Origin of the sequence: Paeniroseomonas aquatica (genome assembly GCF_030409335.1) — a bacterium.
Classification (GTDB): domain Bacteria; phylum Pseudomonadota; class Alphaproteobacteria; order Acetobacterales; family Acetobacteraceae; genus Belnapia; species Belnapia aquatica.
In genome coordinates, this window is record NZ_JAUFPN010000182.1 from 72,412 (window position 1) to 92,476 (window position 20,065).

The 20,065-nt window shown below is 73.0% G+C and carries 21 protein-coding genes; 12 read left to right on the forward strand and 9 right to left on the reverse strand.

The window, feature by feature from the left end; translation table 11 throughout:
* Nucleotides 1–140: 140 nt before the first annotated feature.
* From QWZ14_RS20620 to QWZ14_RS20630, 3 genes are read left to right on the forward strand one after another with little or no spacing between them, the layout of a single operon-like run.
* A complete protein-coding gene (locus tag QWZ14_RS20620; protein WP_290318741.1) occupies nucleotides 141–1,373 on the forward strand; it encodes an NAD(P)/FAD-dependent oxidoreductase in 1,233 nt (410 codons plus the stop codon).
* Between the two features lie 19 nt (nucleotides 1,374–1,392).
* Nucleotides 1,393–1,713 (forward strand): 2Fe-2S iron-sulfur cluster-binding protein, encoded by a 321-nt coding sequence (locus tag QWZ14_RS20625; protein ID WP_290318742.1) that lies wholly within the window; start codon nucleotides 1,393–1,395, stop codon nucleotides 1,711–1,713.
* A 31-nt stretch (nucleotides 1,714–1,744) separates the two neighbouring features.
* Nucleotides 1,745–2,995, forward strand: coding sequence for a cytochrome P450 (locus QWZ14_RS20630; protein ID WP_290318743.1), 1,251 nt, complete (start codon nucleotides 1,745–1,747; stop codon nucleotides 2,993–2,995).
* A 42-nt stretch (nucleotides 2,996–3,037) separates the two neighbouring features.
* Here QWZ14_RS20630 and QWZ14_RS20635 read toward each other — a convergent pair whose 3' ends face one another.
* Together QWZ14_RS20635 and QWZ14_RS20640 are read right to left on the reverse strand one after the other, a co-directional pair.
* Nucleotides 3,038–3,553, reverse strand: a complete 516-nt coding sequence (locus tag QWZ14_RS20635) for a DUF4142 domain-containing protein (RefSeq protein ID WP_290318744.1) — start codon at nucleotides 3,551–3,553, stop codon at nucleotides 3,038–3,040.
* A gap of 121 nt (nucleotides 3,554–3,674) precedes the next feature.
* Nucleotides 3,675–3,902, reverse strand: a complete 228-nt coding sequence (locus QWZ14_RS20640) for a hypothetical protein (RefSeq protein ID WP_290318746.1) — start codon at nucleotides 3,900–3,902, stop codon at nucleotides 3,675–3,677.
* 172 nt (nucleotides 3,903–4,074) lie between these two features.
* On the opposite strand from QWZ14_RS20640, the gene QWZ14_RS20645 reads away from it, so the two are divergent.
* Together QWZ14_RS20645 and QWZ14_RS20650 are read left to right on the forward strand one after the other, a co-directional pair.
* Complete coding sequence (locus QWZ14_RS20645; protein WP_290318747.1) at nucleotides 4,075–4,422, forward strand: hypothetical protein; 348 nt, start codon at nucleotides 4,075–4,077, stop codon at nucleotides 4,420–4,422.
* A 193-nt stretch (nucleotides 4,423–4,615) separates the two neighbouring features.
* Complete coding sequence (locus QWZ14_RS20650; protein ID WP_290318748.1) at nucleotides 4,616–4,756, forward strand: hypothetical protein; 141 nt, start codon at nucleotides 4,616–4,618, stop codon at nucleotides 4,754–4,756.
* 6 nt (nucleotides 4,757–4,762) lie between these two features.
* Here the strand turns inward: QWZ14_RS20650 and QWZ14_RS20655 are convergent, their stop codons facing one another.
* Nucleotides 4,763–6,463: an N-acyl-D-amino-acid deacylase family protein gene (locus QWZ14_RS20655; RefSeq protein WP_290318749.1), complete on the reverse strand. Its 1,701-nt coding sequence runs from the start codon at nucleotides 6,461–6,463 to the stop codon at nucleotides 4,763–4,765.
* Between the two features lie 103 nt (nucleotides 6,464–6,566).
* Here QWZ14_RS20655 and QWZ14_RS20660 point away from each other — a divergent pair, with 103 nt between their 5' ends.
* Nucleotides 6,567–7,268, forward strand: a complete 702-nt coding sequence (locus QWZ14_RS20660; RefSeq protein WP_290318750.1) for an alpha/beta fold hydrolase — start codon at nucleotides 6,567–6,569, stop codon at nucleotides 7,266–7,268.
* A 71-nt stretch (nucleotides 7,269–7,339) separates the two neighbouring features.
* Here QWZ14_RS20660 and QWZ14_RS20665 read toward each other — a convergent pair whose 3' ends face one another.
* The 4 genes from QWZ14_RS20665 to hslV all read right to left on the reverse strand — a co-directional run bounded on the left by QWZ14_RS20665 (nucleotide 7,340) and on the right by hslV (nucleotide 13,718).
* Nucleotides 7,340–9,883, reverse strand: coding sequence for a PAS domain S-box protein (locus QWZ14_RS20665; protein ID WP_290318751.1), 2,544 nt, complete (start codon nucleotides 9,881–9,883; stop codon nucleotides 7,340–7,342).
* Nucleotides 9,884–10,085: 202 nt separating this feature from the next.
* The gene (locus QWZ14_RS20670) at nucleotides 10,086–11,828 is read right to left on the reverse strand and encodes an ABC transporter transmembrane domain-containing protein (protein ID WP_290318752.1); all 1,743 of its coding nucleotides are present in this window, start codon (nucleotides 11,826–11,828) and stop codon (nucleotides 10,086–10,088) included.
* Nucleotides 11,829–13,154, reverse strand: a complete 1,326-nt coding sequence (hslU, locus tag QWZ14_RS20675; protein ID WP_290318753.1) for an ATP-dependent protease ATPase subunit HslU — start codon at nucleotides 13,152–13,154, stop codon at nucleotides 11,829–11,831.
* 3 nt (nucleotides 13,155–13,157) lie between these two features.
* The gene (gene hslV, locus QWZ14_RS20680; RefSeq protein WP_290318754.1) at nucleotides 13,158–13,718 is read right to left on the reverse strand and encodes an ATP-dependent protease subunit HslV; all 561 of its coding nucleotides are present in this window, start codon (nucleotides 13,716–13,718) and stop codon (nucleotides 13,158–13,160) included.
* A gap of 183 nt (nucleotides 13,719–13,901) precedes the next feature.
* Here hslV and hisB point away from each other — a divergent pair, with 183 nt between their 5' ends.
* From hisB to QWZ14_RS20710, 6 genes are read left to right on the forward strand one after another with little or no spacing between them, the layout of a single operon-like run.
* Complete coding sequence (hisB, locus tag QWZ14_RS20685; protein ID WP_290318755.1) at nucleotides 13,902–14,504, forward strand: imidazoleglycerol-phosphate dehydratase HisB; 603 nt, start codon at nucleotides 13,902–13,904, stop codon at nucleotides 14,502–14,504.
* A complete protein-coding gene (locus QWZ14_RS20690) occupies nucleotides 14,504–14,968 on the forward strand; it encodes a DUF2628 domain-containing protein (RefSeq protein ID WP_290318756.1) in 465 nt (154 codons plus the stop codon). Before hisB ends, QWZ14_RS20690 begins: the two co-directional genes overlap by 1 nt.
* On the forward strand, nucleotides 14,965–15,618 hold the full coding sequence (gene hisH, locus QWZ14_RS20695) for an imidazole glycerol phosphate synthase subunit HisH (RefSeq protein WP_290318757.1): 654 nt from the start codon (nucleotides 14,965–14,967) through the stop codon (nucleotides 15,616–15,618). Before QWZ14_RS20690 ends, hisH begins: the two co-directional genes overlap by 4 nt.
* Nucleotides 15,615–16,220: a GNAT family N-acetyltransferase gene (locus QWZ14_RS20700; protein WP_290318758.1), complete on the forward strand. Its 606-nt coding sequence runs from the start codon at nucleotides 15,615–15,617 to the stop codon at nucleotides 16,218–16,220. The genes hisH and QWZ14_RS20700 overlap by 4 nt, the downstream gene beginning before the upstream one ends.
* Entirely contained in the window at nucleotides 16,220–17,005 is a 786-nt protein-coding gene (gene hisA / locus QWZ14_RS20705) for a 1-(5-phosphoribosyl)-5-[(5-phosphoribosylamino)methylideneamino]imidazole-4-carboxamide isomerase (RefSeq protein ID WP_290318759.1), read from the forward strand. The genes QWZ14_RS20700 and hisA overlap by 1 nt, the downstream gene beginning before the upstream one ends.
* Before the next feature lie 31 nt (nucleotides 17,006–17,036).
* Nucleotides 17,037–17,879, forward strand: coding sequence for a substrate-binding domain-containing protein (locus QWZ14_RS20710; protein ID WP_290318760.1), 843 nt, complete (start codon nucleotides 17,037–17,039; stop codon nucleotides 17,877–17,879).
* Here the strand turns inward: QWZ14_RS20710 and QWZ14_RS20715 are convergent.
* Both QWZ14_RS20715 and accD read right to left on the reverse strand, forming a co-directional pair.
* Entirely contained in the window at nucleotides 17,837–19,114 is a 1,278-nt protein-coding gene (locus tag QWZ14_RS20715) for a bifunctional folylpolyglutamate synthase/dihydrofolate synthase (protein WP_290318761.1), read from the reverse strand. The two genes, QWZ14_RS20710 and QWZ14_RS20715, sit on opposite strands and share 43 nt — an antisense overlap.
* Nucleotides 19,111–20,037 carry an acetyl-CoA carboxylase, carboxyltransferase subunit beta gene (gene accD, locus QWZ14_RS20720; RefSeq protein ID WP_290318762.1) on the reverse strand — a complete coding sequence of 309 codons (927 nt, stop codon included), beginning with the start codon at nucleotides 20,035–20,037 and terminating at the stop codon, nucleotides 19,111–19,113. The genes QWZ14_RS20715 and accD overlap by 4 nt, the downstream gene beginning before the upstream one ends.
* Between the last annotated feature and the right edge of the window lie 28 nt (nucleotides 20,038–20,065).

Sequence of the window (20,065 nt, forward strand, 5' to 3'; positions counted from 1 at the left end):
CGCGAAGGCCGCACCGCCTGACGGTTATGTGACGGTACCCCTCCCCCGGGCCGCGGGAGCCGTGGCCCGCGGGCGGCTTCGCTTGACGCCGCCCGCGGGCTTGTGTGGGATGCTCGACCGAACGGGAGGGCCATGCCCAGGTGGATCCGGCCGAGCCAGGACTCGTCATCATCGGCGCCGGCCACGCGGGCGGCGCCGCCGCGGCCTTCCTGCGGCAATACGGCTGGAAGGGCGGCATCACCCTGCTGGGCGAGGAACCCGGCCTGCCCTACCAGCGGCCGCCGCTGTCCAAGGCCTGGCTGAAGGGCGAGGCCACCGCCGAGAGCCTGCTGCTGCGCCCGGCCCGCTTCTACGCCCAATACGCCATCGAGACCCGGCTCGGCACCACGGCCGTCGCCATCGACCGCGCGGCGCAAGTGGTCCGCCTCGGCGACGGCACCGCCCTGCCCTATGCCCGGCTGATCCTGGCGACCGGCGCGGCGCCGCGCCGGCTCGGGCTGGCGGGCGAGGCCTTCGCCAACGTGCTGACGCTGCGCCACGCGGCGGATGCCGATGCGCTGGCCCGGGTGCTCGGGCCCGGCCGCCGGCTGGCGATCATCGGGGCCGGCTACATCGGGCTGGAGGTCGCCGCCTCGGCCCGGGCGCTGGGCGGCGCGGCGGTGGTCATCGAGCGCGAGGCACGGGTGCTGGCGCGGGTCGCCGGGCTGGCGCTGTCCGGCTTCCTCGCCGCGCAGCACCGCGCCCGCGGCGTCGAGATCCTGACCGGGGCCGGCGTCGAGGCGATCGAGGGCCGGGACGGGCTGGCCACCGGCCTGCTGCTGCAGGACGGCCGCCGGCTGGGCTGCGACGCGGTGCTGGTCGGCGTCGGCGCGGCGCCGAACGAGGCGATGGCGCTGGCCGCGGGGCTCGATGCCGGCGGCGGGGTGGCGGTGGACTTGGCGGCCAGGACCAGCGACCCGCTGATCTATGCCATCGGCGACTGCACCCGCCGGCCGTTGCCGCTCTATGGCCGGGAGGTGCGGCTGGAATCCGTGCCCAATGCGATCGAGCAGGCGAAGCAGGCGGCGGCCGACATCTGCGGCCGCCCGCCGCCGCTGCCGGAGGTGCCGTGGTTCTGGTCCGACCAGTACGAGCTGCGGCTGCAGATGGCCGGCCTCGCCTTCGACCCGGCCGAGGCGGTGCTGCGCGGCGACCCCGATAGCGCCAGCTTCGCGGTCTTCCACCTGGACGCCGCGCAGCGGGTGCTGGCGGTGGAGGCGGTGAACGCGCCGGCGGATTTCATGGCCGGGCGCGTCATGGTGGCGAAGCAGATGCAGGTGGCGCCCGCGGCGCTGCGCGATCCCGCGCAGTCGCTGAAGGACCTCTGCGCCTGAACCAACGAAGGGGGAACGGATGCCGCGGGTGACCTATGTCGAGTATAACGGCCGCGAGCACGGCATCGAGCTGGAGGCCGGGCTGTCGGTGATGCAGGGGGCGATCGAGAACAATATTCCCGGCATCGACGCCGATTGCGGCGGCGAATGCGCCTGCGCCACCTGCCATGTCTTCGTGCCGGAGGAATGGCTGGCCAAGACCGGCACGCCGGGCGAGCAGGAGGCGAGCATGCTGGGCTTCGCCGCCACGGCGCAGCCGAATTCGCGGCTGGCCTGCCAGATCACCATGTCCGAGGCGCTGGACGGGCTGGTGGTGCACATGCCGGAGGCCCAGCACTAGAACAACGCCGACCCATAGGGAGGAGAAGGCCATGAATGCCCCCGTCGATATGGACCATGCCCGCATCGCCGCCACCACGCCGCTGGACCGGCTCGACCCGAGCAACCCCGCGATCTTCCGGGACGATGCCTGGCAGCCCTATTTCGCCCGGCTGCGGGCGGAGGCGCCGGTGCACCACTGCCCCGAGAGCATGTTCGGCCCCTACTGGTCCATCACGACCTACAAGGACATCATGCAGTGCGAACTGGCGCACAAGGTGCTGTCCAGCGACAGCCTGCATGGCGGCATCTCCATCCGCGACCGCGACAAGGCGCTGCGGCTGCCGATGTTCATCGCCATGGACCCGCCGCAGCACGACGACCAGCGCAAGGTGGTGCAGCCCATCGTGGCCCCCGACAACCTGGCCAAGATGGAGGGCATCATCCGGGCCCGGGCGATCGAGATCCTGGAGGGCCTGCCGCGCAACGAGACCTTCAACTGGGTGGACCGGGTCTCGATCGAGCTGACGGTCTCGATGCTGGCGACGCTGTTCGACTTCCCGCAGGAGCAGCGGCGGCGGCTGTCGCACTGGTCGGACTGCGCCACGGCGCTGCCGATGCCGGGCGGGCTGATCGAGACCGAGGACCAGCGCGAGGCGGCGCTGGCCGAGATGCTCGGCGTCTTCACCGGGCTGTGGAACGAGCGGGTGAATGCGGCGCCGCGGCCCGACCTGATCTCGATGCTGGCGCATGGCGCGGCGACGCGGAACATGACCCCGCGGGAGTTCATGGGCAACCTGGTGCTGCTGATCGTCGGCGGCAACGACACCACGCGCAATTCGATCAGCGGCGGCGTGCTGTTCCTGAACGAGAACCCGGCGGAATACGCCAAGCTGCGCGCCAACCCGGCGCTGGTCGAGACCATGGTGCCGGAGATCATCCGCTACCAGACGCCGCTCGCCCACATGCGGCGCACCGCGACCGCGGATTTCGAGGTCGGCGGCCGGACCATCCGCGCCGGCGAGAAGGTGGTCATGTGGTACATCTCGGGCAACCGCGACCCGGCGGCGATCGAGGAGCCCGACCGCTTCCTCATCGACCGCAAGCGGCCGCGCCAGCACCTCTCCTTCGGCTTCGGCATCCACCGCTGCGTCGGCAACCGGCTGGCCGAGATGCAGCTGAAGATCCTGTGGGAGGAGATCCTGCAGCGCTTCCCCACCATCGAGGTGGTGGGGAAGCCGCAGCGGGTCTACTCCGCCTTCGTCCATGGGATCACCGACCTGCCGGTCCGCATCCCCGGCTGAAGGGGGGGCACGCCGCCGGCGGGGCCGGCGGCGCGCCGGCCATCAGGCGGCGAGCAGCCGCTGGAGCTCGCGCAGCATCGAGAGGTGCTGCTGGATCGAGACCCGGGCGAGGACGGCGATGTGCTGGCCATCGGTCCGGCGGTTGGTGTCGTCGAGGTAGCCCTGCTGGACCATCAGCAGCTCCTCGTGGCCCTGGATCTGGGCCTGGACATAGGCCCGGTCGAAGGCCGGGCCGGCCGGGGTGTCCTGCAGGGTCTTGAGCACCGCGGCATGGTCGGCGTCGAGCGGCGCCGGCGGCGGGTTCGGCAGGTCGGTCAGCACCTGGGCGATGGCGGTCTGCTCGGCGATCTCGAAGGTGGCGAATTGCTTCACCGCGGCATGGCGGGCGCGTTCCTGCGCGAGCTCGCTGGTCTGCTTCGCCAGGGTGCCGCCCATCAGGGTCATGGCGGTGTGCTCGCTGGGGGAGAAGGTGCGGGCCGAGGCGGCCGGGACGAGGGCGACGGGGGTCAGGGCGGCGCCGGCGGCGAGGCCGAGCAGGGCGATGCGGCGGTTCAGCATGGTCGCTCCGTGTTCCTGAGGTGTACTTACCTGGAAACGGGTTCGGCCGGGCGGGGGTTCAGTCAGCGGGCCGAACGAAGCGGCGAATCTTCGCATGGCCCTGCCGCCGGCGCCTTCACGCTCACAGCGCGCCATGCAGCGGCGGCGGCGGCAGGCCGGTCGCCTCGGCGATGGCGGCGTAGCGCAGCGGCCGCCGGGCGGCCACGGCATGGGTCAGCATGGCGACCGCGGTCGGCACGGCGTCGCCGCTGACCCCGCAGAGGCAGGGCAGCGCATCCGCGCCGAAGGCGGCGCCATAGCGGGCGGCGGCGGCCTCGAGCGTGGTCTCCGGCGGCAGCGGGCGTGGCATGGCGTCCTCCTCGGGGATCGGGAGCCCCAGCCATAGCCGAGTGGTTGCCCGGCCATGCATCCATCCCGTGGATACCCGCCATCCGGGCTTCGCATTGGCCCGGGGCGGGGTACGGGCACATCTTCCGTCTCGAAGGCGGGGGCAGACCCCGCCACCCGATGGAGATACGATGATGTTCCGCACTGCAGCCCTTGCTACCCTGATCGCCCTCGGCGCCGCCGGCGCCCCGGCCTTTGCCCAGGACAACGGCCCCCGCCTTGTCGGCGGCGGCGGCGACGGCGGCCCCCGCGTCGAGTATCCGGTGCCGAGCGAGAACGTGGTCGGCGGCGGCTATGCCCGGCTGACCGGCGACGCCAGCAGCCGCAGCCTCGCCTATGCCGGCCGCACCACGGCGCAGGCGTCCTCCGGCCTGATCGGCGTGCTGGTCGGCGGCGCCAATGAGCAGAAGCTGGTCTACGTGCCGGCGCCGACCTATGGCGCGGCCCTGGCCAGCCAGCGGGCGACCCAGCCGCGCGGCTGATCCCCGCCGCGGGTCCCGCCCCGGACACGGCAGGGCGCCTTCGGGCGCCCTTTCGTCGTTCCGGCCCGGATGCATCCATCGGATGGATGGGCACTATTCATCTTGTGCGTTGGCGCCGGGGCCGCCCCGGGCCCATCTACCGCCCAACGGCCGCGCCTACCGCGGACCGCCCTTCCCCCAAGGAGATCGCCGCATGACCTTCATCGCCCCGAACCGGACCAAGGCCCGCGCCATGGCCGCGCAGAGCGACACCGCCGGCTTCGCCCTGGCCGCCGCCTATGTCACCGGCCTGGTCCTGGCCCTCGAATTCGCCCTCAGCCGCCTGGTGTCCTGACCCGCCTCAGGCCTGGGCGCCGCGCACCAGCCGGCCGGGCAGCGCCCCGGTCGGCTTGCCCTCGCGGGTGACGACCTCGCCGGCGACGATGGTGGCCACGTAGCCGTCGGCCTCCTGGATCAGCCGCTTGCCGCCCGCCGGCAGGTCATAGCGCATCTCCGGCACGCGGATCTGCAGCCGGTCGTAGTCGATGATGTTGAGGTCGGCCTTCTTGCCCTCGGCGATCAGGCCGCGGTCGGCGAGGCCGAGCGCGAGCGCGTTGTCCCGCGTCAGGCGCTTGACCGCGAATTCCAGCGGCAGCCTGGCGCCGCGGGTGCGGTCCCGGGTCCAGTAGGACAGCATGTGGGTGGTCGAGGAGCTGTCGCAGATGATGCCAACATGCGCGCCGCCGTCGCCGAGGCCCAGCAGGGTCTGCGGATGCACCACCATCTCCCGCACCGCCTCCAGGTCGTGGTCGGCGTAGTTGATGATCGGGCGGTTCAGGATGGCGTGGCCGTCCCGCTCCATCATCCATTCCCAGCAGAGCTCGGCCGGGTCGCGGCCGGTGGCGGCGGCGACGGCGCCGACGCTGGTCTCGGCCGGCGGCTCGTAGTCCGGCGGATCGCCGAGCTTGAAGATCATGGACCAGGTGTTCATCCGGGCGCGCAGCGCCGGGTCGGGCACGTCCTCGGCCAGGATCCGCTCCTTGAAGCCGGGGGCACGGATCGCCGCCATCTTCTCGGCGAAGGGCAGGTGCGCCACCTCCTTCCAGGCGGGGCGGGCGACGAAGGGGTGCTGCGACAGCTCGAAGCCGAACATCAGCCCGACCGGCCGGCCCATCACCTGGCCGGTCATCGGGATGCCGGCGGCATTCGCCGCCTCCACCTTCTCCAGCAGGAAGCGCCAGAGCCAGGGGCGGCTTTCCCGCTGCAACAGGCTGAAGGTCATCGGCTTGCCGGAGGCGGCGGCGATGCGCTGGAGGCGGGCGAATTCGTCCTCCGGCTCGTCGAAGTCGGAGATGACCTGCAGCCAGCTCGCCCCGGCCTCGCCCACCGCGCGGCCGATGGTCTCGAGCTCGGCCTCGGGGGTGCCCAGCGTCGGGGTATGCACCCCGGCCAGGGTCTTGTGGGCGATGGCGCGCGAGGTGGAGAAGCCGAGCGCCCCGGCGCGGATGCCCTCGGCGGCCAGGCGCGCCATCTCCTCGCATTCGGCCGGCGTCGCCTCGGCATAGGCGGCGGCGCGGTCGCCCATCACATGCACCCGCAGCGGGGCGTGGGTGACCTGCGTGGCGATGTCCATGTCGTATTGGCGGGCGCCGAGCACGTCGAGGAATTGCGGGAAGCTCTCCCAGTTCCAGGGCAGGCCCTCGGTGAGCACCACCTCGGGCAGGTCCTCGACGCCTTCCATCAGCTTGACCAGCGCATCGCGGGCGCCGGGGCGGCAGGGGGCGAAGCCGACGCCGCAATTGCCGATCAGCACGGTGGTGACGCCATTCAGCGAGGAGCTGTCGAGATGGCTGCTCCAGGTCGCCTGGGCATCGTAGTGGGTGTGGATGTCGACGAAGCCGGGGGTGACGATCATGCCCTTGGCATCGATCTCCTCCGCGCCGCGGGCCGTCACCACCCCGACCTGGGTGATGCGGCCGTCCTCGATCGCGATATCGCCCTTGAAGGGCGTGCCGCCGCTGCCGTCGACGATGGTGCCGTTGCGGATCACGAGGCTGGGCATCGGTGCGTTTCCCTGATGGCTTTGGCGGCAGGGTTGGTCGGGCGACCGGCCCTGTCAACCTTTCTGCACCCGGTCCATGATGCCGGGAAAAGGGAGGACGGACATGGCCAATATCCTGCTGATCCACGGCGCCTATCAGGGCGGCTGGATCTGGACCCGCGTCGCCGCCCGGCTGCGCGCGGCGGGGCATGTGGTGCTGGCCCCCAGCCTCGACGGCTGCGGCGAGCGGGCGCCCCTGGTCCGGCCGGGCATCACCACGGAGAGCCAAGCGGCGGAGCTGGCCGGGCTGCTGTTCCATGAGGACCTGGCCGGCGTGGTGGTGGCCGGGACCTCGACCGGGGGGATGGTCATGGCACGGCTGGCCGAGCTGGCGCCCGAGCGCATCGCCCGTGTGGTCTTCGCCGATGCGCTGGCGCTGCGGGACGGGGAGGCGCTGCCGGATATCGTCGACCGGCCGACGGCGGTGAATACCGCGCTGACCAGCGGGCCCTCCAGGGCGGATGCGGAGGGGCGGCTGTTTGCCGACCTCGACCCCGAACTGCGCGCCTGGACCCTGGCGCGGATCACCCAGCAGCCGATCGCCACCATGGTGGCCAGGGTGGATCTGCCGCGCTTCTGGTCCATGCCCGCGTGGCGGGAGCCGGGGCGCGCCGCGGTCATCTGGTGCCGCCGCAGCCAGAACCCGCCGCTGGCGCATCAGCAGCGGGCGCGGGAGGCGCTGGGGGCGAGCTGGCACGAGCTGGACACCGGCCACTACCCGATGCTGACGGCGGCTGCCGAGCTGGCGGCGATCATCCCGGGCTGACGGCCGGCCGCCCGATCGACGCCATCGGCATCGCCGCGCCGCGGCAGGCGGGCCTGCCGGTGCCCCGGGCCTCAGCGCCGCGCCAGGGCCGCCTGGACCCGCCGCGCCAGGGTATCGAGGGCGAAGGGCTTGTCGATCACCTCGCTGCCCGGCGGGAGCTCGGTTCCCGCGTAGCCGGTGATGAACAGCAGCGGTATCCCGGGCCGCCGCTCCTGCACCGCCTCGGCGACCTGCCGCCCGTTCATTCCGTTCGGCAGGCCCACGTCGGTAACCAGCATGTCGACGCGCACGCCGCCCTCCAGCAGATGCATGGCCGCGGGCCCGTCCACCGCCTCCAGCACCCGGTAGCCGAGCTCGCGCAGGCGCTCGGCCGAGGCCTGCCGCCCGGTGTCGTCGTCGTCCACCAGCAGGACGGTCTGGTCGATCCCCGCCGTCCTCGGCGCCTCGGCGGCGGCAGGGCTGTCGACGGGCCCCCGCTGCTGGTGCTGCGGCAGGCAGAGCCGCACCGACGTCCCCTTCCCCGGCGTGCTCTCGAGCTGGACGACCCCGCCCGACTGCCGCACGAAGCCGTAGACCTGGCTCAGCCCGAGCCCCGTCCCCTGGCCCAGGGGCTTGGTGGTGAAGAAGGGCTCGAAGGCCCGTTCCAGCACCCCCGCGGGCATGCCCCGGCCGGTGTCGGTGACCGTGATCGCCACGTAGTCGCCCGGCGCCGCGTCCTCCGGCCCGCCGGCCTCCGTGGCCTGCAGGCGGACATCGGCGGTGTCGATGACCAGCCTGCCGCCCTCCGTCATGGCGTCGCGGGCGTTGATGCAGAGGTTCAGCAGCGCGCTCTCGAGTTCGCCGGGATCGCAGAGCACCCGCGCCTTGCCGTCGCGCAGGTGCAGCTCCAGCCGGACCGCGGGCCCCACCGTCCGCCGGATCAGATCCGCCAGCCCCGCCACCAGCGCGTCCGAGTCCAGCGGCTTCGGGTCCAGCCGCTGCCGCCGGGCGAAGGCGAGGAGCCGCCGGGTCAGGCCGGCGGCCCGCTCCACCGCCTGGCGCGCGGGATCGAGGTAGCGCTGCACCTCGTCGATCCGGCCGTCGGCGATCCGCCGCCGCACCATGTCGAGGCTGCCCCCGATGCCCTGGAGCATGTTGTTGAAGTCATGCGCGATCCCGCCCGTGAGTTGGCCCACCGCGTCCATCTTCTGGGCCTGGCGGAGCGCCGCCTCGGCCCGCTCGCGCTGCGCCATCTCCGTCTGCAGGGTGGCCAGGGCCTCCTCCAGCTCGGCGGTGCGCGCGGCGACCTGCGCCTCCAGCTGCTCGTGGCCACGGGCCAGCAGCTCGCGGGCGCGCACCTGGTCGTCGATGTCGGTCGAGGTGCCGAACCATTCGAGGATGCGGCCGCCGGCGTCCCGCACCGGCGTGGCGCGGCTCTGGAACCAGCGCCAGCTCCGGTCGGCGGCACGGAAGGTGCGGTGCTCGACCGCGAACAGGCCGCGCGCCTCCGCCGCGCCCCAGGCCGCCAGGGTCGCCGCCCGGTCGCCGGGGTGGATGGCATCGAGCCAGCCCAGGCCGACGCTCTCCGTCTCCGACTGCCCGGCATAGTCGAGCCACTGCGGGCTGCCCCAGATCCGCTCCCCCGAACTGCGCGAGCGGAAGACGAGCTGCGGGATGCCCTCCACCAGGGAGCGCAGCCGCGCCTCGCTGTCGCGGGTCGCCTGCTCGGCCGCCTTGCGGGTGGTGATGTCGAGCACGAGCTCGACCGCGGTGCCGTCGTCCAGCATCCGCCCGGCAAAGAGCCCCCACCAACGCGAGCCGTCCTTGCGGAAGTATTCCTTCTCGAAGGGGGTGCCCTGGCCGGTCGCCTTCAGCTCCTCCAGGCAGGCCAGGGTCTGCGCCATCCACTCCGGCGGGGTGAGCCTGTCCCATCGCAGCCGGCGCGCCTCGACGTCCTCGCGGGTGAAGCCGGACATCCGCAGGAAGGCGGCGTTGCCGTCGGTGATCCGGCCCTCGGTGTCGAAGAAGATCACCCCGACCGTCTCGATCTCGCTGACGCGGCGGAACCGCTCCTCGCTCCGGCGCAGCCGCGCCTCGCGGTCGCGGAGGTCCTCGGTCGCGCGCAGGCGGTCCATCGCGGCCGAGATGAGGTTGGCATAGGTGCGGAGGAAGGCGGTGTCGGCATCGGTGAAGCGGCGCGGCTCGCGGCTGTCGATCTGCAGGATGCCGAAGGGAGGCTCTCCCTCCTTGCCGATGATCGGGACATTGGCCACCGCCTTGACCCCGTTCTCGGTCAGGAAGGGCGGATAGCTGAAGCGCCTCTCCTCGGCGATGTCGGGGGAGATCATCGGCCTGCCCGTCTTCAGCGCATGGCCTTCCGAGGTGTGGTCCGAGGCCTTGACCGTCGCTTCGCCGACCACGCCCGGCTTCCAGCCCACGCCGGCGCGGACGAACAGGGTCTCGCCGTCCTCGCGCAGCTCCATGACCTTGGCGAGGTCGGTGCCGAGGGCACCCCCGATCAGGCTGCAGGCCTCGGTCAGGATCCCGTCCAGGTCATCGGACTTGATGGCGAATTCGCCGAAGCGGGCCAGGACCGTCTGCTGGCGCAGCAATTCCGCGTGGTCGGTTTCGTTCATGTCGGCCAAGAGCCGCCCCCCCTACGCTGGCGCAGCCTCCTGCGGCAGCCGTCCGGCTCCGTGGCGACACGGGAGGGCAGCCGATCAGGTGACGGAGTGCTGTGGAATGACCACCCGAAAACGCGAAGCAGGGACGATCGTTGCAACCGGGCGGACGGTCCGGAGGCGGGCCGGACAGGCTGCCGGCGTGACCTGCCCTCCCTCAGCCGAATTGCAGCGCCGCCAGCCGCCCGTACAGGCCGCCTTCCCGGACCAGCGCCTCATGCGTCCCGGTCGCCACGATCCGCCCGGCCTCCAGCACGATGATCCGGTCGGCCCGCCGCACCGTCGCCAGCCGGTGCGCCACCACCAGCGTGGTGCGGTCGCGGGCCAGCACCGTCAGCGCATGCTGCACCGCCTGCTCCGATTCCGCGTCCAGCGCGCTGGTCGCCTCGTCCAGCAGCAGCACCGCCGGGTCGCGCAGGATGGCCCGGGCGATGGCGACGCGCTGGCGCTGCCCGCCCGAGAGCATCACCCCCTTGGTGCCGAGATGGGTGTCGAGGCCCTGCGGCAGCGCGCCCAGGAAATCCGCCGCGGCGGCGCGGACGGCGGCGTCGATCTCGGCATCGGTCGCATCCGGCCGGCCGAAGCGGATGTTCTCCCGCGCGGTGGCGCTGAAGATGACGGGGTCCTGCGGCACCAGGCCGAGGCGCCTTCGCAGCGCGGTCGGGTCCACCTGGGCGATGTCCACCCCGTCGAGCCGCACCCGGCCCGACTGCGGGTCGTAGAAGCGCAGCAGCAGCTGCAGCACGGTGGTCTTGCCGGCGCCCGAGGGCCCGACCAGCGCCACCGTCTCGCCGGGTTCCACCACCAGGGAGAAGCGATCGAGCGCGGGGTGGTCCGGCCGGGTCGGGTAGCGGAAGGTGACCGCCTCGAAGGCGATGCGGCCGCGGGTCGGGCTGGGCAGGGCCAGCGGCGCGGCGGGGGCGGCGATGGCCGGGCGCTGGGCCAGCAGCTCCAGCAGCCGCTCGGCGGCGCCGGCGGCGCGCTGCACCTCGCCCCAGACCTCGGAGAGGCTGGCGCCGGAGGTGGCCAGCATGACGGCGTAGAGCACGAAGGCCGAGAGCTCGCCGCCGGTCATCCGCCCCTCGATCACGTCCCGCCCGCCGACCCAGAGGCTGAAGGTGACGGCGCCGAAGCCGAGCAGGATCACCGCCAGGATCAGCAGTGCCCTGGTGCCGATCCGCCGCAGCGCGGCGGCGACCGAGCTTTCGATCTGGACGCTGTAGCGCGCCCGGTCCACCGCCTCGTGGGTGAAGGCCTGCACGGCGCGGAGGCCGTTGATGGTCTCCTCCGCGGTGTCGCTGAGGTCGGCGACGCGTTCCTGCGCGGTGCGCGAGAGGCGCTTCTCCCGCCGGCCGAAGGCGATCATCGGCACCACCACCAGCGGCACCACCACGGCAATGATGCCCGCCAATTTGGGGCTGGTGAACAGCAGCATGGCGAAGGCGCCGCCGCCGGTGAGGATGTTGCGCAGCCCCATGGAGATGGCGGAGCCGGTCAGCGCCTGCAGCAGCGCGACATCGGCGGTGAGGCGGGAGAGGATGTCGCCGGTGCGGGTGGTCTCGTAATAGGCCGGCGAGAGGGTCAGCAGGTGGTCGAAGACGTCGCGCCGCAGGTCGGCGGCGACGCGCTCGCCCAGCCAGGCCATCAGGAAGAAGCGGCCGCAGGTGGCCGCGGCCAGCGCCGCGACCAGGCCGAACATCGCCAGCGCGGTGCGGTCGAGCGCCGCGGCGCTGCCGCCGCCGAAGCCCTCGTCGACCAGATGCCGCACCCCCTGGCCGAGGCCGAGCACCAGGCCGGAGGCGGCGACCAGCGCCACCGCGGCCAGCGCCACCCGCCCGCGGTAGGGCTTCAGGTAGGGCAGCAGCAGGCCGAGCGAGGCGACCTTCCGGCTGGCCGCCACCTAGAGGATGTAGCGGCTGAGGTCGGCGCTGCCGGCCAGCGGCGCCACCTTCTCCCGGACGTAGCCGGCATCCACCGCCACGCTCTCGCCGCCGCGGTCGGAGGCGGTGAAGGAGATCTCCTCCAGCAGCCGCTCCAGCACCGTCGCCAGCCGCCGGGCGCCGATGTTCTCGACCTTGGCGTTGATGTCCGTCGCGAGGTCGGCGATCGCATCCACCGCATCGGCGGTGATGTCGAGCGTCAGCCCCTCGGTCCCCAGCAGCGCGGTGTACTGCTTGATGAGGGAGTGCTCCGGCTCGGTCAGGATGCGGCGCATGTCGTCGCGGGTCAGCGCCGTCAGCTCGACGCGGATCGGCAGCCGGCCCTGCAGCTCGGGCAGCAGGTCGGAGGGCTTCGAGAGGTGGAAGGCGCCGGAGGCGATGAAGAGGATGTGGTCGGTCTTCACCGGCCCGTGCTTGGTGGTGACGGTGGTGCCCTCGATCAGCGGCAGCAGGTCGCGCTGCACCCCCTCGCGGGAGACGTCGCCGCCCTTGACCCCGCCCTCGCTGCTGCGGGCGACCTTGTCGATCTCGTCGAGGAAGACGATGCCGTTGTTCTCGACGTTGGCGATGGCGGCGCGGGTCAGCGCCTCCTGGTCCACCAGCTTGTCGGCCTCCTCCTTGACGAGGGTGATGCGGGCCTCGCCGACGGTCATCTTGCGCGGCTTGGTGCGGCCGCCGAACATCTTGCCGAGCATGTCCTGCATGCCCTGCATCTGCATGCCCTGGGCGCCCGGCAGGTCCATCATGCCGAGCGGCATGCCACCCCCGGCATCGGTCACCTGGACCTCGACCTCGCGGGTCTCGAGCTGGCCCTCGCGCAGCATGCGGCGGAACTTGAGCCGGGTCTCGCCGGAGGCGCCCTCGCCGACCAGCGCGGTCACCAGCTTCTCCTCGGCGGCGAGCTCGGCCTTGGCCTGGACCCCCTTGCGGGAGGCCTCGCGGGTCTGGGTGATGCTCACCTCGACCAGGTCGCGGATGATGCTGTCGACGTCGCGGCCGACGTAGCCGACCTCGGTGAACTTGGTCGCCTCGACCTTCAGGAAGGGCGCGTTCGCCAGCCTGGCGAGGCGGCGGGCGATCTCGGTCTTGCCGCAGCCGGTCGGGCCGATCATCAGGATGTTCTTCGGCACCACCTCCTCGCGGATGCCCTCGGGCAGCTGCTGGCGGCGCCAGCGGTTGCGGAGCGCGATGGCGACGGCGCGCTTGGCGTCGTTCTGGCCGATGATGTAGCGGTCGAGCTCGGAGACGATCTCACGCGGCGAGAGGTTGACGGTTTCCGTGGTCATGTCTCAGGCCGCTTCCAGGGTTTCGACGATGATGTTGCCGTTGGTATAGACGCAGATGTCGCCCGCTATCTTCATGGCGCGGCGGACGATGTCCTCGGCGGTCAGGCCCTCGACCGGCAGCAGGGCGCGGGCGGCGGCGAGGGCGAAATTGCCGCCCGAGCCGATGCCGATGACCGCATCCTCGGGCTCCAGCACGTCGCCCTGGCCGGTCAGCAGCAGGCTGCGCTTGCCGTCGGCGACCGAGAGCAGCGCCTCCAGCCGGCGCAGGTAGCGGTCCGAGCGCCAGTCCTTGGCGAGTTCCACGCAGGCGCGCTCGAGCTGGTCGGGGAAGCGTTCCAGCTTCGCCTCCAGCCGCTCGAGCAGGGTGAAGGCATCGGCGGTCGCCCCGGCGAAGCCGGCGAGGACCCGGCCATTGGCGATCCGGCGGACCTTGCGGGCATTGCCCTTCACCACCGTCTGGCCGAGCGAGACCTGCCCGTCGCCGGCCATGGCGACGAGGCCGTCCTTGCGGACCGAGAGGATGGTGGTGCCGTGCCAGCCGAGGGGGTCGTGTTGCGTTGTCATGATGGCGCCAGATGGCGCTGCCGGGGCCGCGAAGCAAGCAGCGGCGGCGGCTCCTGGCCGAATGGCGGAGGCGGCCTTCGGCCCCCGGCCAGAACGTTTCACGAACATGAAAAGCCGGCCATGGCCGCCCCGATCGGCACGCCCCCATTCCCCCTCGGTCCCGCATCCGCTATTCCCCGGCGCATGTCCGCCCCCCGCACCGCCGAGATCTCCCGCACCACGGCCGAGACGGCCATCACCCTCCGCCTGTCGCTCGACGGCACCGGGCAGGTGCAGGCCGCGACCGGCATCGGCTTCCTCGACCACATGCTGACCGCGCTCGGCCGGCACGCGCTGTTCGACCTCGAGGTCGCGGCCCGGGGCGACCTGCACATCGACTTCCACCACACCACCGAGGATGTCGGCATCGTGCTCGGCCAGGCGCTGCGCGCGGCGCTGGGCGACAAGCGCGGCATCCGCCGCTACGGCCAGGCCCTGCTGCCGATGGACGAGGCCCTGGCGGAGGCGGCGGTCGATATCTCCGGCCGGCCCTTCCTCGCCTGGTCGGTGCCCTTCGCCCGCGACAAGATCGGCGAGATGGACACCGAATTGTTCGAGGAGTTCTTCCGCGCCTTCGCCTTCAACGCCGGCGTTACCCTGCACATGACCTTGAAGGCGGGCACCAACGCGCACCATGTCGCTGAGGCTTGCTTCAAGGCGCTGGCCCGGTCGCTGCGGATGGCCGTGGAGACCGACCCGCGCTCGCCCGATGCGATTCCCTCCACCAAGGGGGTGTTGGAGGCCTGATGCGCGTCTGGACCGTCCATACCCCGCCCGAGGCCGCAGGCCGCGGGCGGTCAGCCGGTGTCGAGGCCCGGCTCGGGCTGCCGGTGCTGGTGCCCGAGGGCTTCTCCTGGACCGCCTTCCTGTTCGGCCTGCCCTGGCTGCTGTGGCACCGGCTGTGGCTGGCGGCGGTGATCTACCTGGCCGGCGCGGCGACGCTGGCGGCGGGGCTGCCGCTGGCCGGGCTGCCGGCGGCGGCCGCCCCGGTCGCGGTGCTGACCTGGCAGCTGCTGCTCGGCTTCCATGCCCAGGACCTCCGCCGCGCCGCGCTGGCCCGGCGCCGCTTCGCCGCGACGCAGGTGGTCGCCGAGCGCGACGTCGACCGCGCCCTGGCCCGGGTGCTGGACGCCCGGCTGCTGGACGCACGGCCGGCGCCCCCGGCACCCGGCCCGATGCCCGGCATCCCCGTGCGGATGCGCGCGGCATGAGGGTCGCGGTCGTCGATCCCGGCTCGGGCAACCTCGCCTCGGTCCTGCGCGCCCTCGGCCGCGCCGCGGAGATCGCCGGCGTCCCGGTCGAGGCCGCCGTCACCCGCGAGGCCGCCGAGGTCGCCGCGGCCGACCGCATCATCCTGCCGGGACAGGGCGCCTTCGCCGCCTGCATGCGCGGCCTGCAGGTGCTGCCCGGCATGATCGAAACCCTGGAGGACCGGGTGCGCGGCCGCGGCGTGCCGCTGCTCGGCATCTGCGTCGGCATGCAGGTCCTGGCCGAGCGCGGGCTGGAGCATGGCGTCACCCCCGGCCTCGGCTGGATCGCCGGGGAGATGGCGCCGATGGACCCGCGCGATGCGGCCGGCGCGCCGCTGCCGCTACCGCAGATGGGATGGAACACGCTCGATTTCGCCCCAGGCACGCATCCGCTGCTGGAGGGGCTGCGCCCCGGCGAGCATGCCTATTTCGTCCATTCCTACGCGCTCCGCGGCGCCGCGCCGGCCGAGGTGGCGGCGACCACCGACTACGGCGGGCCGGTGGTCGCCATCGTCGCCCGCGGCAATGTCGCCGGCACCCAGTTCCACGTCGAGAAGAGCGCCACGCTGGGCCTCCGGCTCCTCGCCAATTTCCTGCGGTGGGCGCCATGAGCGGCCCGGCCACCGAACTGCCGCACGTCATCCCCGCGCACCTGTCGGTCGAGCGGGTCGCCGAGCTCGACGACCACGACATCGCCGAGCTCTGCGAGGCGACCGATGCCGCCATCATCGAGGGCGGTGGCTTCGGCTGGGTCGAGCCGCAGGGCCGCGCCGCGCTGGAGCGCCACTTCCGCGGCGTCATGCTGGTGCCGGAGCGGGAGCTCTTCGTCGCCCGGCTGGACGGCATGGTGGTGGGCAGCGCCCAGCTGGTGCGGCCGCACCGCAACAACGAGGCGCAGGCCTTCGCCGCCCAGCTCACCCATGCCTACATCGCTCCCTACGGCCGGGGGCACGGGCTGGCCCGGTTGATGATCCAGCGGGTGGAGGAACGCGCCGCGGCGCTCGGGCACCGGGTGCTCAATCTCGACGTGCGGGAAACCCAGGCGACCGCCATCGCGCTCTTCGAGACGCTGGGCTATGTCCGTTGGGGCGAGCATCCGGCCTATGCCCGGGTGCGCGGCCAGACGGTGGCCGGCGCCTACTACTACAAATTGATCGAGCCTGGCCGCGGCCGCCGTACCGGCCAGATGGTCTCGGGCCAAGTGGTATCCTGATGACACTCACATTGTATCCGGCGATCGATCTCAAGGGCGGGCAGGTGGTCCGGCTGAAGCGGGGCGACATGGCCCAGGCGACGGTCTATTCGGCCGAACCGGCCTCCCAGGCGCGGAAATTCGCCGCCGCCGGCTTCGCCTGGCTGCATGTCGTGGACCTCGACGGCGCCTTCGCCGGCAAGCCGGCCAATGCGGCGGCGGTGCAGAGCATCCTGGCCGCCACCCCCGGCGTGCCGGTGCAGCTGGGGGGCGGCATCCGCAGCATGGCGACGGTCGAATCCTGGCTCGACCACGGGGTGCGGCGGGTCATCCTCGGCTCGGCCGCGCTGAAGGACCCGGCCTTCGCGCTCGAGGCCTGCAAGGCCTTCCCCGGCCAAGTCGCGGTCGGCATCGATGCCCGCGGCGGCATGGTGGCGACCGAGGGCTGGGCCGACATCAGCACCATGCCGGCGCCCGAGCTGGCGCTGCGCTTCGAGGATGCCGGGGCGGCGGCCATCATCTACACCGACATCGACCGCGACGGCATGCTGGGCGGGGTGAACCTGGAGCAGACCCTGGCCCTGGCGCGGGCGGTGCGGCTGCCGGTGATCGCCTCGGGCGGCGTCGCCTCGCTGGACGACCTGGCCTCGCTGGCGGCGGTGGCCTCCGAGGGGATCGAGGGCGTGATCATCGGCCGGGCGCTCTACGACGGCCGGATCGACCCGGCCAAGGCCCTGGCGCTGGTCAGCGCGGTCGCCGGCCGGCCGGCGGCCGGGGCGGTGGCGGAGGGCCCGGCGGTCGGCTAGCCTTCCCCACCATACCGGGGGGAATGGAGTCATGCGGGTTTTGTCGATCGGGCGCCGGGCGGTGGCCGGGCTGGTGGTGGTGCTGGCGTCGGGGCTGGCCCCGGGGCTGGCCCCGGGCGGGGCCGCCGCCGCCGATGTCCATGTGCTGACCTCGGGCGGGCTGACCGCCGCCTACCGCATCCTCGGCCCGGAATTCGAACGCGCCACCGGCCACCGGCTGATCACCGCCCAGGGCGCCTCCATGGGCCAGGCGCCGGACGCCATCCCGCAGCGGCTGGCCCGCGGCGAGCCGGCCGACGTGCTGCTGCTGGCGGCGGGCGGGCTGGACGCGCTGATCGCCGGCGGCAAGGCGGTGCCGGGCAGCCGGGTCGACATCGCCGAATCGCTGATCGGCCTGGCGGTCCGCAGCGGCGCCCCGCGGCCCGACATTTCCACCATGGAAGGCTTCCGCCGGGCGCTGCTGGCGGCGAAGTCGATCGCCTATTCTGCCAGCGCCAGCGGCGTCTACATCGAGGCCGAGATGTACCGCCGCATGGGCCTCGAGGCCGAGCTGGCGCCGAAGAGCCGCAAGATCCTCAGCGAGCGGGTCGGCAGCGTGGTGGCGCGCGGCGAGGCCGAGATCGGCTTCCAGCAGATGAGCGAGCTGCTGCCGATCCAGGGCATCGACACCATCGGCCCGATCCCGCGCGAGGTGCAGCAGGTGACCGTCTTCTCCGCCGGCATCGCCGCGAACGCGGCCCAGCCGGCGGCGGCGCGGGCGCTCATCGCCTTCCTCGCCTCGCCCGAGGCGCGGGAGGCGCTGCGCAAGACCGGCGTGGAGCCGATGGGCGCTCAGTCGCCGGCGTCGCCCTTGAGCACCTCGCCGGCGAGGTAGAGGCTGCCGCAGACCAGCACCCGGGCCGGCGCCCCGCCACGCGGCAGCGCCGCCAGCGCCGCGGCGACGGTCGGGCCGGGCCGGGCGAGGCCGCCGCTGGCCGCGACGATCCGCTCCACCGGGGTCGCCAGGTGCTGCCCGGGCTCGGCCACCGCCCAGAGGCTGGCGGCATGCGGCAGCAGCGGGCGCAGGAAATCGGCCACCACCTTGGTGCCCTTCATGCCGACGACGAGGTGCAGCGGCCGCCCGGCCCAGGCGGCGGCCTGGACGGCGAGCGCCGCGCCGCCGCCGGCATTGTGGCCGCCGTCCAGCCAGAGCTCCCAGCCCGGCGGCAGCAGCGCCGCCAGCCGGCCCTGCAGGCGTTGCAGCCGGCCGGGCCATTCGGCGGCGGCGATGCCCCCGGCGATGGCCGCCCCGTTGAGCCAGGCCGGGCCCCAGGCGCGCAGCGCGGCGACGGCGATGCCGGCGTTGTCGGCCTGGTGCGGCCCGAGCAGCCCGGGCGGCGGCAGGTCGAGCCCGCCGGCGGCATCGGCGTAGCAGAGGCCGCCGCCCGGGCGCGGGGCGATGCTCCAGTCCCGGTCGCGCGCCAGCAGCGGAGCACCCGCCGCGGCGGCGCATCCGGCCACGACGGCCAGGGCGGCGGGGTCCTGCGCCCCGGTGGCGCAGGGCACCCCCGGCTTGATGATGCCGGCCTTCTCGAAGGCGATCTTCGCCAAGGTGTCGCCGAGGAATTCCATGTGGTCCATGGAGATGCTGGTGATGGCGGTGGCCACCGGCGGGGGGATGACGTTGGTCGCGTCGAACCGGCCGCCGAGCCCGACCTCGAGCACCAGGAGGTCGGCCGGGGTGCGGCCGAACAGCAGGAAGGCGACGGCGGCGATGACCTCGAAGACGGTGATGGGGGCGGCGTCGTTCACCGCCTCCACCTCCGCCAGCGCCGCGGCCAGCACCGCTTCCTCGACCAGCGTCCCGGCCAGGCGGATGCGTTCGTGGAAGCGGACCAGGTGCGGCGAGGTGAAGACATGCACCCGCTGCCCGGCGGCCTCGGCGATGGCGCGGAGGAAGGCGCAGGTGGAGCCCTTGCCGTTGGTGCCGGCGACATGGATCACCGGCGGCAGCCGGCGCTCCGGGTGGCCGAGCTTCGCCAGCAGGACCTGGAGGCGGTCCAGGCTCAGGTCGATCAGCACGGGGTGGAGCGCGTGCAGGCGGTCGAGGATCGCCTCGGACCGGCTCATGCGGGGGTGGGCGCGTCGTCCGCCTCGGCCGGGGCCGGCAGGGCGACGAAGGCCTCGGCCGGCACCGCCAGCCGCTCCGGCACCCGCAGCAGGCCGATCAGCCGGGCGAGCGTCGCCCGCATCTCGGGCCGCTTCACCACCATGTCGAGGATGCCATGCTCCAGCAGGTACTCGGCCCGCTGGAAGCCTTCCGGCAGCTTCTCCCGCACCGTCTGCTCGATCACCCGGGCGCCGGCGAAGCCGATCAGCGCACCCGGTTCGGCGATCTGGATGTCGCCCAGCATGGCGAAGCTGGCGGTGACGCCGCCGGTCGTGGGGTCGCAGAGCACGACGATATAGGGGAGGCCGGCCTCCTTCACCATGCGCGTGGCGATGACGGTGCGCGGCATCTGCATCAGGCTGATGGCGCCTTCCTGCATGCGGGCGCCGCCCGAGGCGGTGAAGACGATCAGCGGCGCGTCCTGCAGCACCGCGAGCCGGGCGGCGGTGACCAGCGCCTCCCCCACCCCGGCGCCCATGGACCCCCCCATGAAGCTGAATTCGAAGGCGGCGGCGACGACCTTGCTGCCCTCGATCATGCCGTGGGCGACCACCACCGCATCCTCCTGCGCCGTCCGGGTCTGGGTCTCCCGCAGCCGGTCGACGTAGCGGCGCTGGTCACGGAAGCGCAGCGGGTCCTGCGGCGCCTTCGGCAGCTCGATCCGCGACCAGCCGGCGTCCAGCGTGTAGTCCAGCCGCTGCCGGGCGCCGACCCGCATGTGGTGGCCGCAATGGGTGCAGACGTGCAGGTTCCGCTCGAGGTCGCGGTGGAAGATCATCTGCTCGCAGGCCGGGCATGTGTGCCAGAGGTTCTCCGGCACCTCGCGCGGGGCGCCGAAGAGCGTCTTGATCTTCGGCAGCGCCCATTCGCTGATCCAGTTCATGCGGGTCTCCGGGACTTGGTGGCGCGGG

What these genes read in the sequence shown, in the direction of transcription:
- QWZ14_RS20660 (WP_290318750.1), top strand. Translation starts at nt 6,567, where the DNA reads ATGGCCAATATCCTGCTGATCCACGGCGCCTATCAGGGCGGCTGGATC.
- QWZ14_RS20710 (WP_290318760.1), top strand. Translation starts at nt 17,037, where the DNA reads ATGCGGGTTTTGTCGATCGGGCGCCGGGCGGTGGCCGGGCTGGTGGTG.
- hisA (WP_290318759.1), top strand. Translation starts at nt 16,220, where the DNA reads ATGACACTCACATTGTATCCGGCGATCGATCTCAAGGGCGGGCAGGTG.
- QWZ14_RS20640 (WP_290318746.1), bottom strand. Translation starts at nt 3,902, where the DNA reads ATGCCACGCCCGCTGCCGCCGGAGACCACGCTCGAGGCCGCCGCCGCC.
- QWZ14_RS20715 (WP_290318761.1), bottom strand. Translation starts at nt 19,114, where the DNA reads ATGAGCCGGTCCGAGGCGATCCTCGACCGCCTGCACGCGCTCCACCCC.
- QWZ14_RS20645 (WP_290318747.1), top strand. Translation starts at nt 4,075, where the DNA reads ATGTTCCGCACTGCAGCCCTTGCTACCCTGATCGCCCTCGGCGCCGCC.
- QWZ14_RS20625 (WP_290318742.1), top strand. Translation starts at nt 1,393, where the DNA reads ATGCCGCGGGTGACCTATGTCGAGTATAACGGCCGCGAGCACGGCATC.
- hisB (WP_290318755.1), top strand. Translation starts at nt 13,902, where the DNA reads ATGTCCGCCCCCCGCACCGCCGAGATCTCCCGCACCACGGCCGAGACG.
- hslV (WP_290318754.1), bottom strand. Translation starts at nt 13,718, where the DNA reads ATGACAACGCAACACGACCCCCTCGGCTGGCACGGCACCACCATCCTC.
- hslU (WP_290318753.1), bottom strand. Translation starts at nt 13,154, where the DNA reads ATGACCACGGAAACCGTCAACCTCTCGCCGCGTGAGATCGTCTCCGAG.
- QWZ14_RS20650 (WP_290318748.1), top strand. Translation starts at nt 4,616, where the DNA reads ATGACCTTCATCGCCCCGAACCGGACCAAGGCCCGCGCCATGGCCGCG.
- QWZ14_RS20665 (WP_290318751.1), bottom strand. Translation starts at nt 9,883, where the DNA reads ATGAACGAAACCGACCACGCGGAATTGCTGCGCCAGCAGACGGTCCTG.
- accD (WP_290318762.1), bottom strand. Translation starts at nt 20,037, where the DNA reads ATGAACTGGATCAGCGAATGGGCGCTGCCGAAGATCAAGACGCTCTTC.
- hisH (WP_290318757.1), top strand. Translation starts at nt 14,965, where the DNA reads ATGAGGGTCGCGGTCGTCGATCCCGGCTCGGGCAACCTCGCCTCGGTC.
- QWZ14_RS20690 (WP_290318756.1), top strand. Translation starts at nt 14,504, where the DNA reads ATGCGCGTCTGGACCGTCCATACCCCGCCCGAGGCCGCAGGCCGCGGG.
- QWZ14_RS20700 (WP_290318758.1), top strand. Translation starts at nt 15,615, where the DNA reads ATGAGCGGCCCGGCCACCGAACTGCCGCACGTCATCCCCGCGCACCTG.
- QWZ14_RS20630 (WP_290318743.1), top strand. Translation starts at nt 1,745, where the DNA reads ATGAATGCCCCCGTCGATATGGACCATGCCCGCATCGCCGCCACCACG.
- QWZ14_RS20655 (WP_290318749.1), bottom strand. Translation starts at nt 6,463, where the DNA reads ATGCCCAGCCTCGTGATCCGCAACGGCACCATCGTCGACGGCAGCGGC.
- QWZ14_RS20635 (WP_290318744.1), bottom strand. Translation starts at nt 3,553, where the DNA reads ATGCTGAACCGCCGCATCGCCCTGCTCGGCCTCGCCGCCGGCGCCGCC.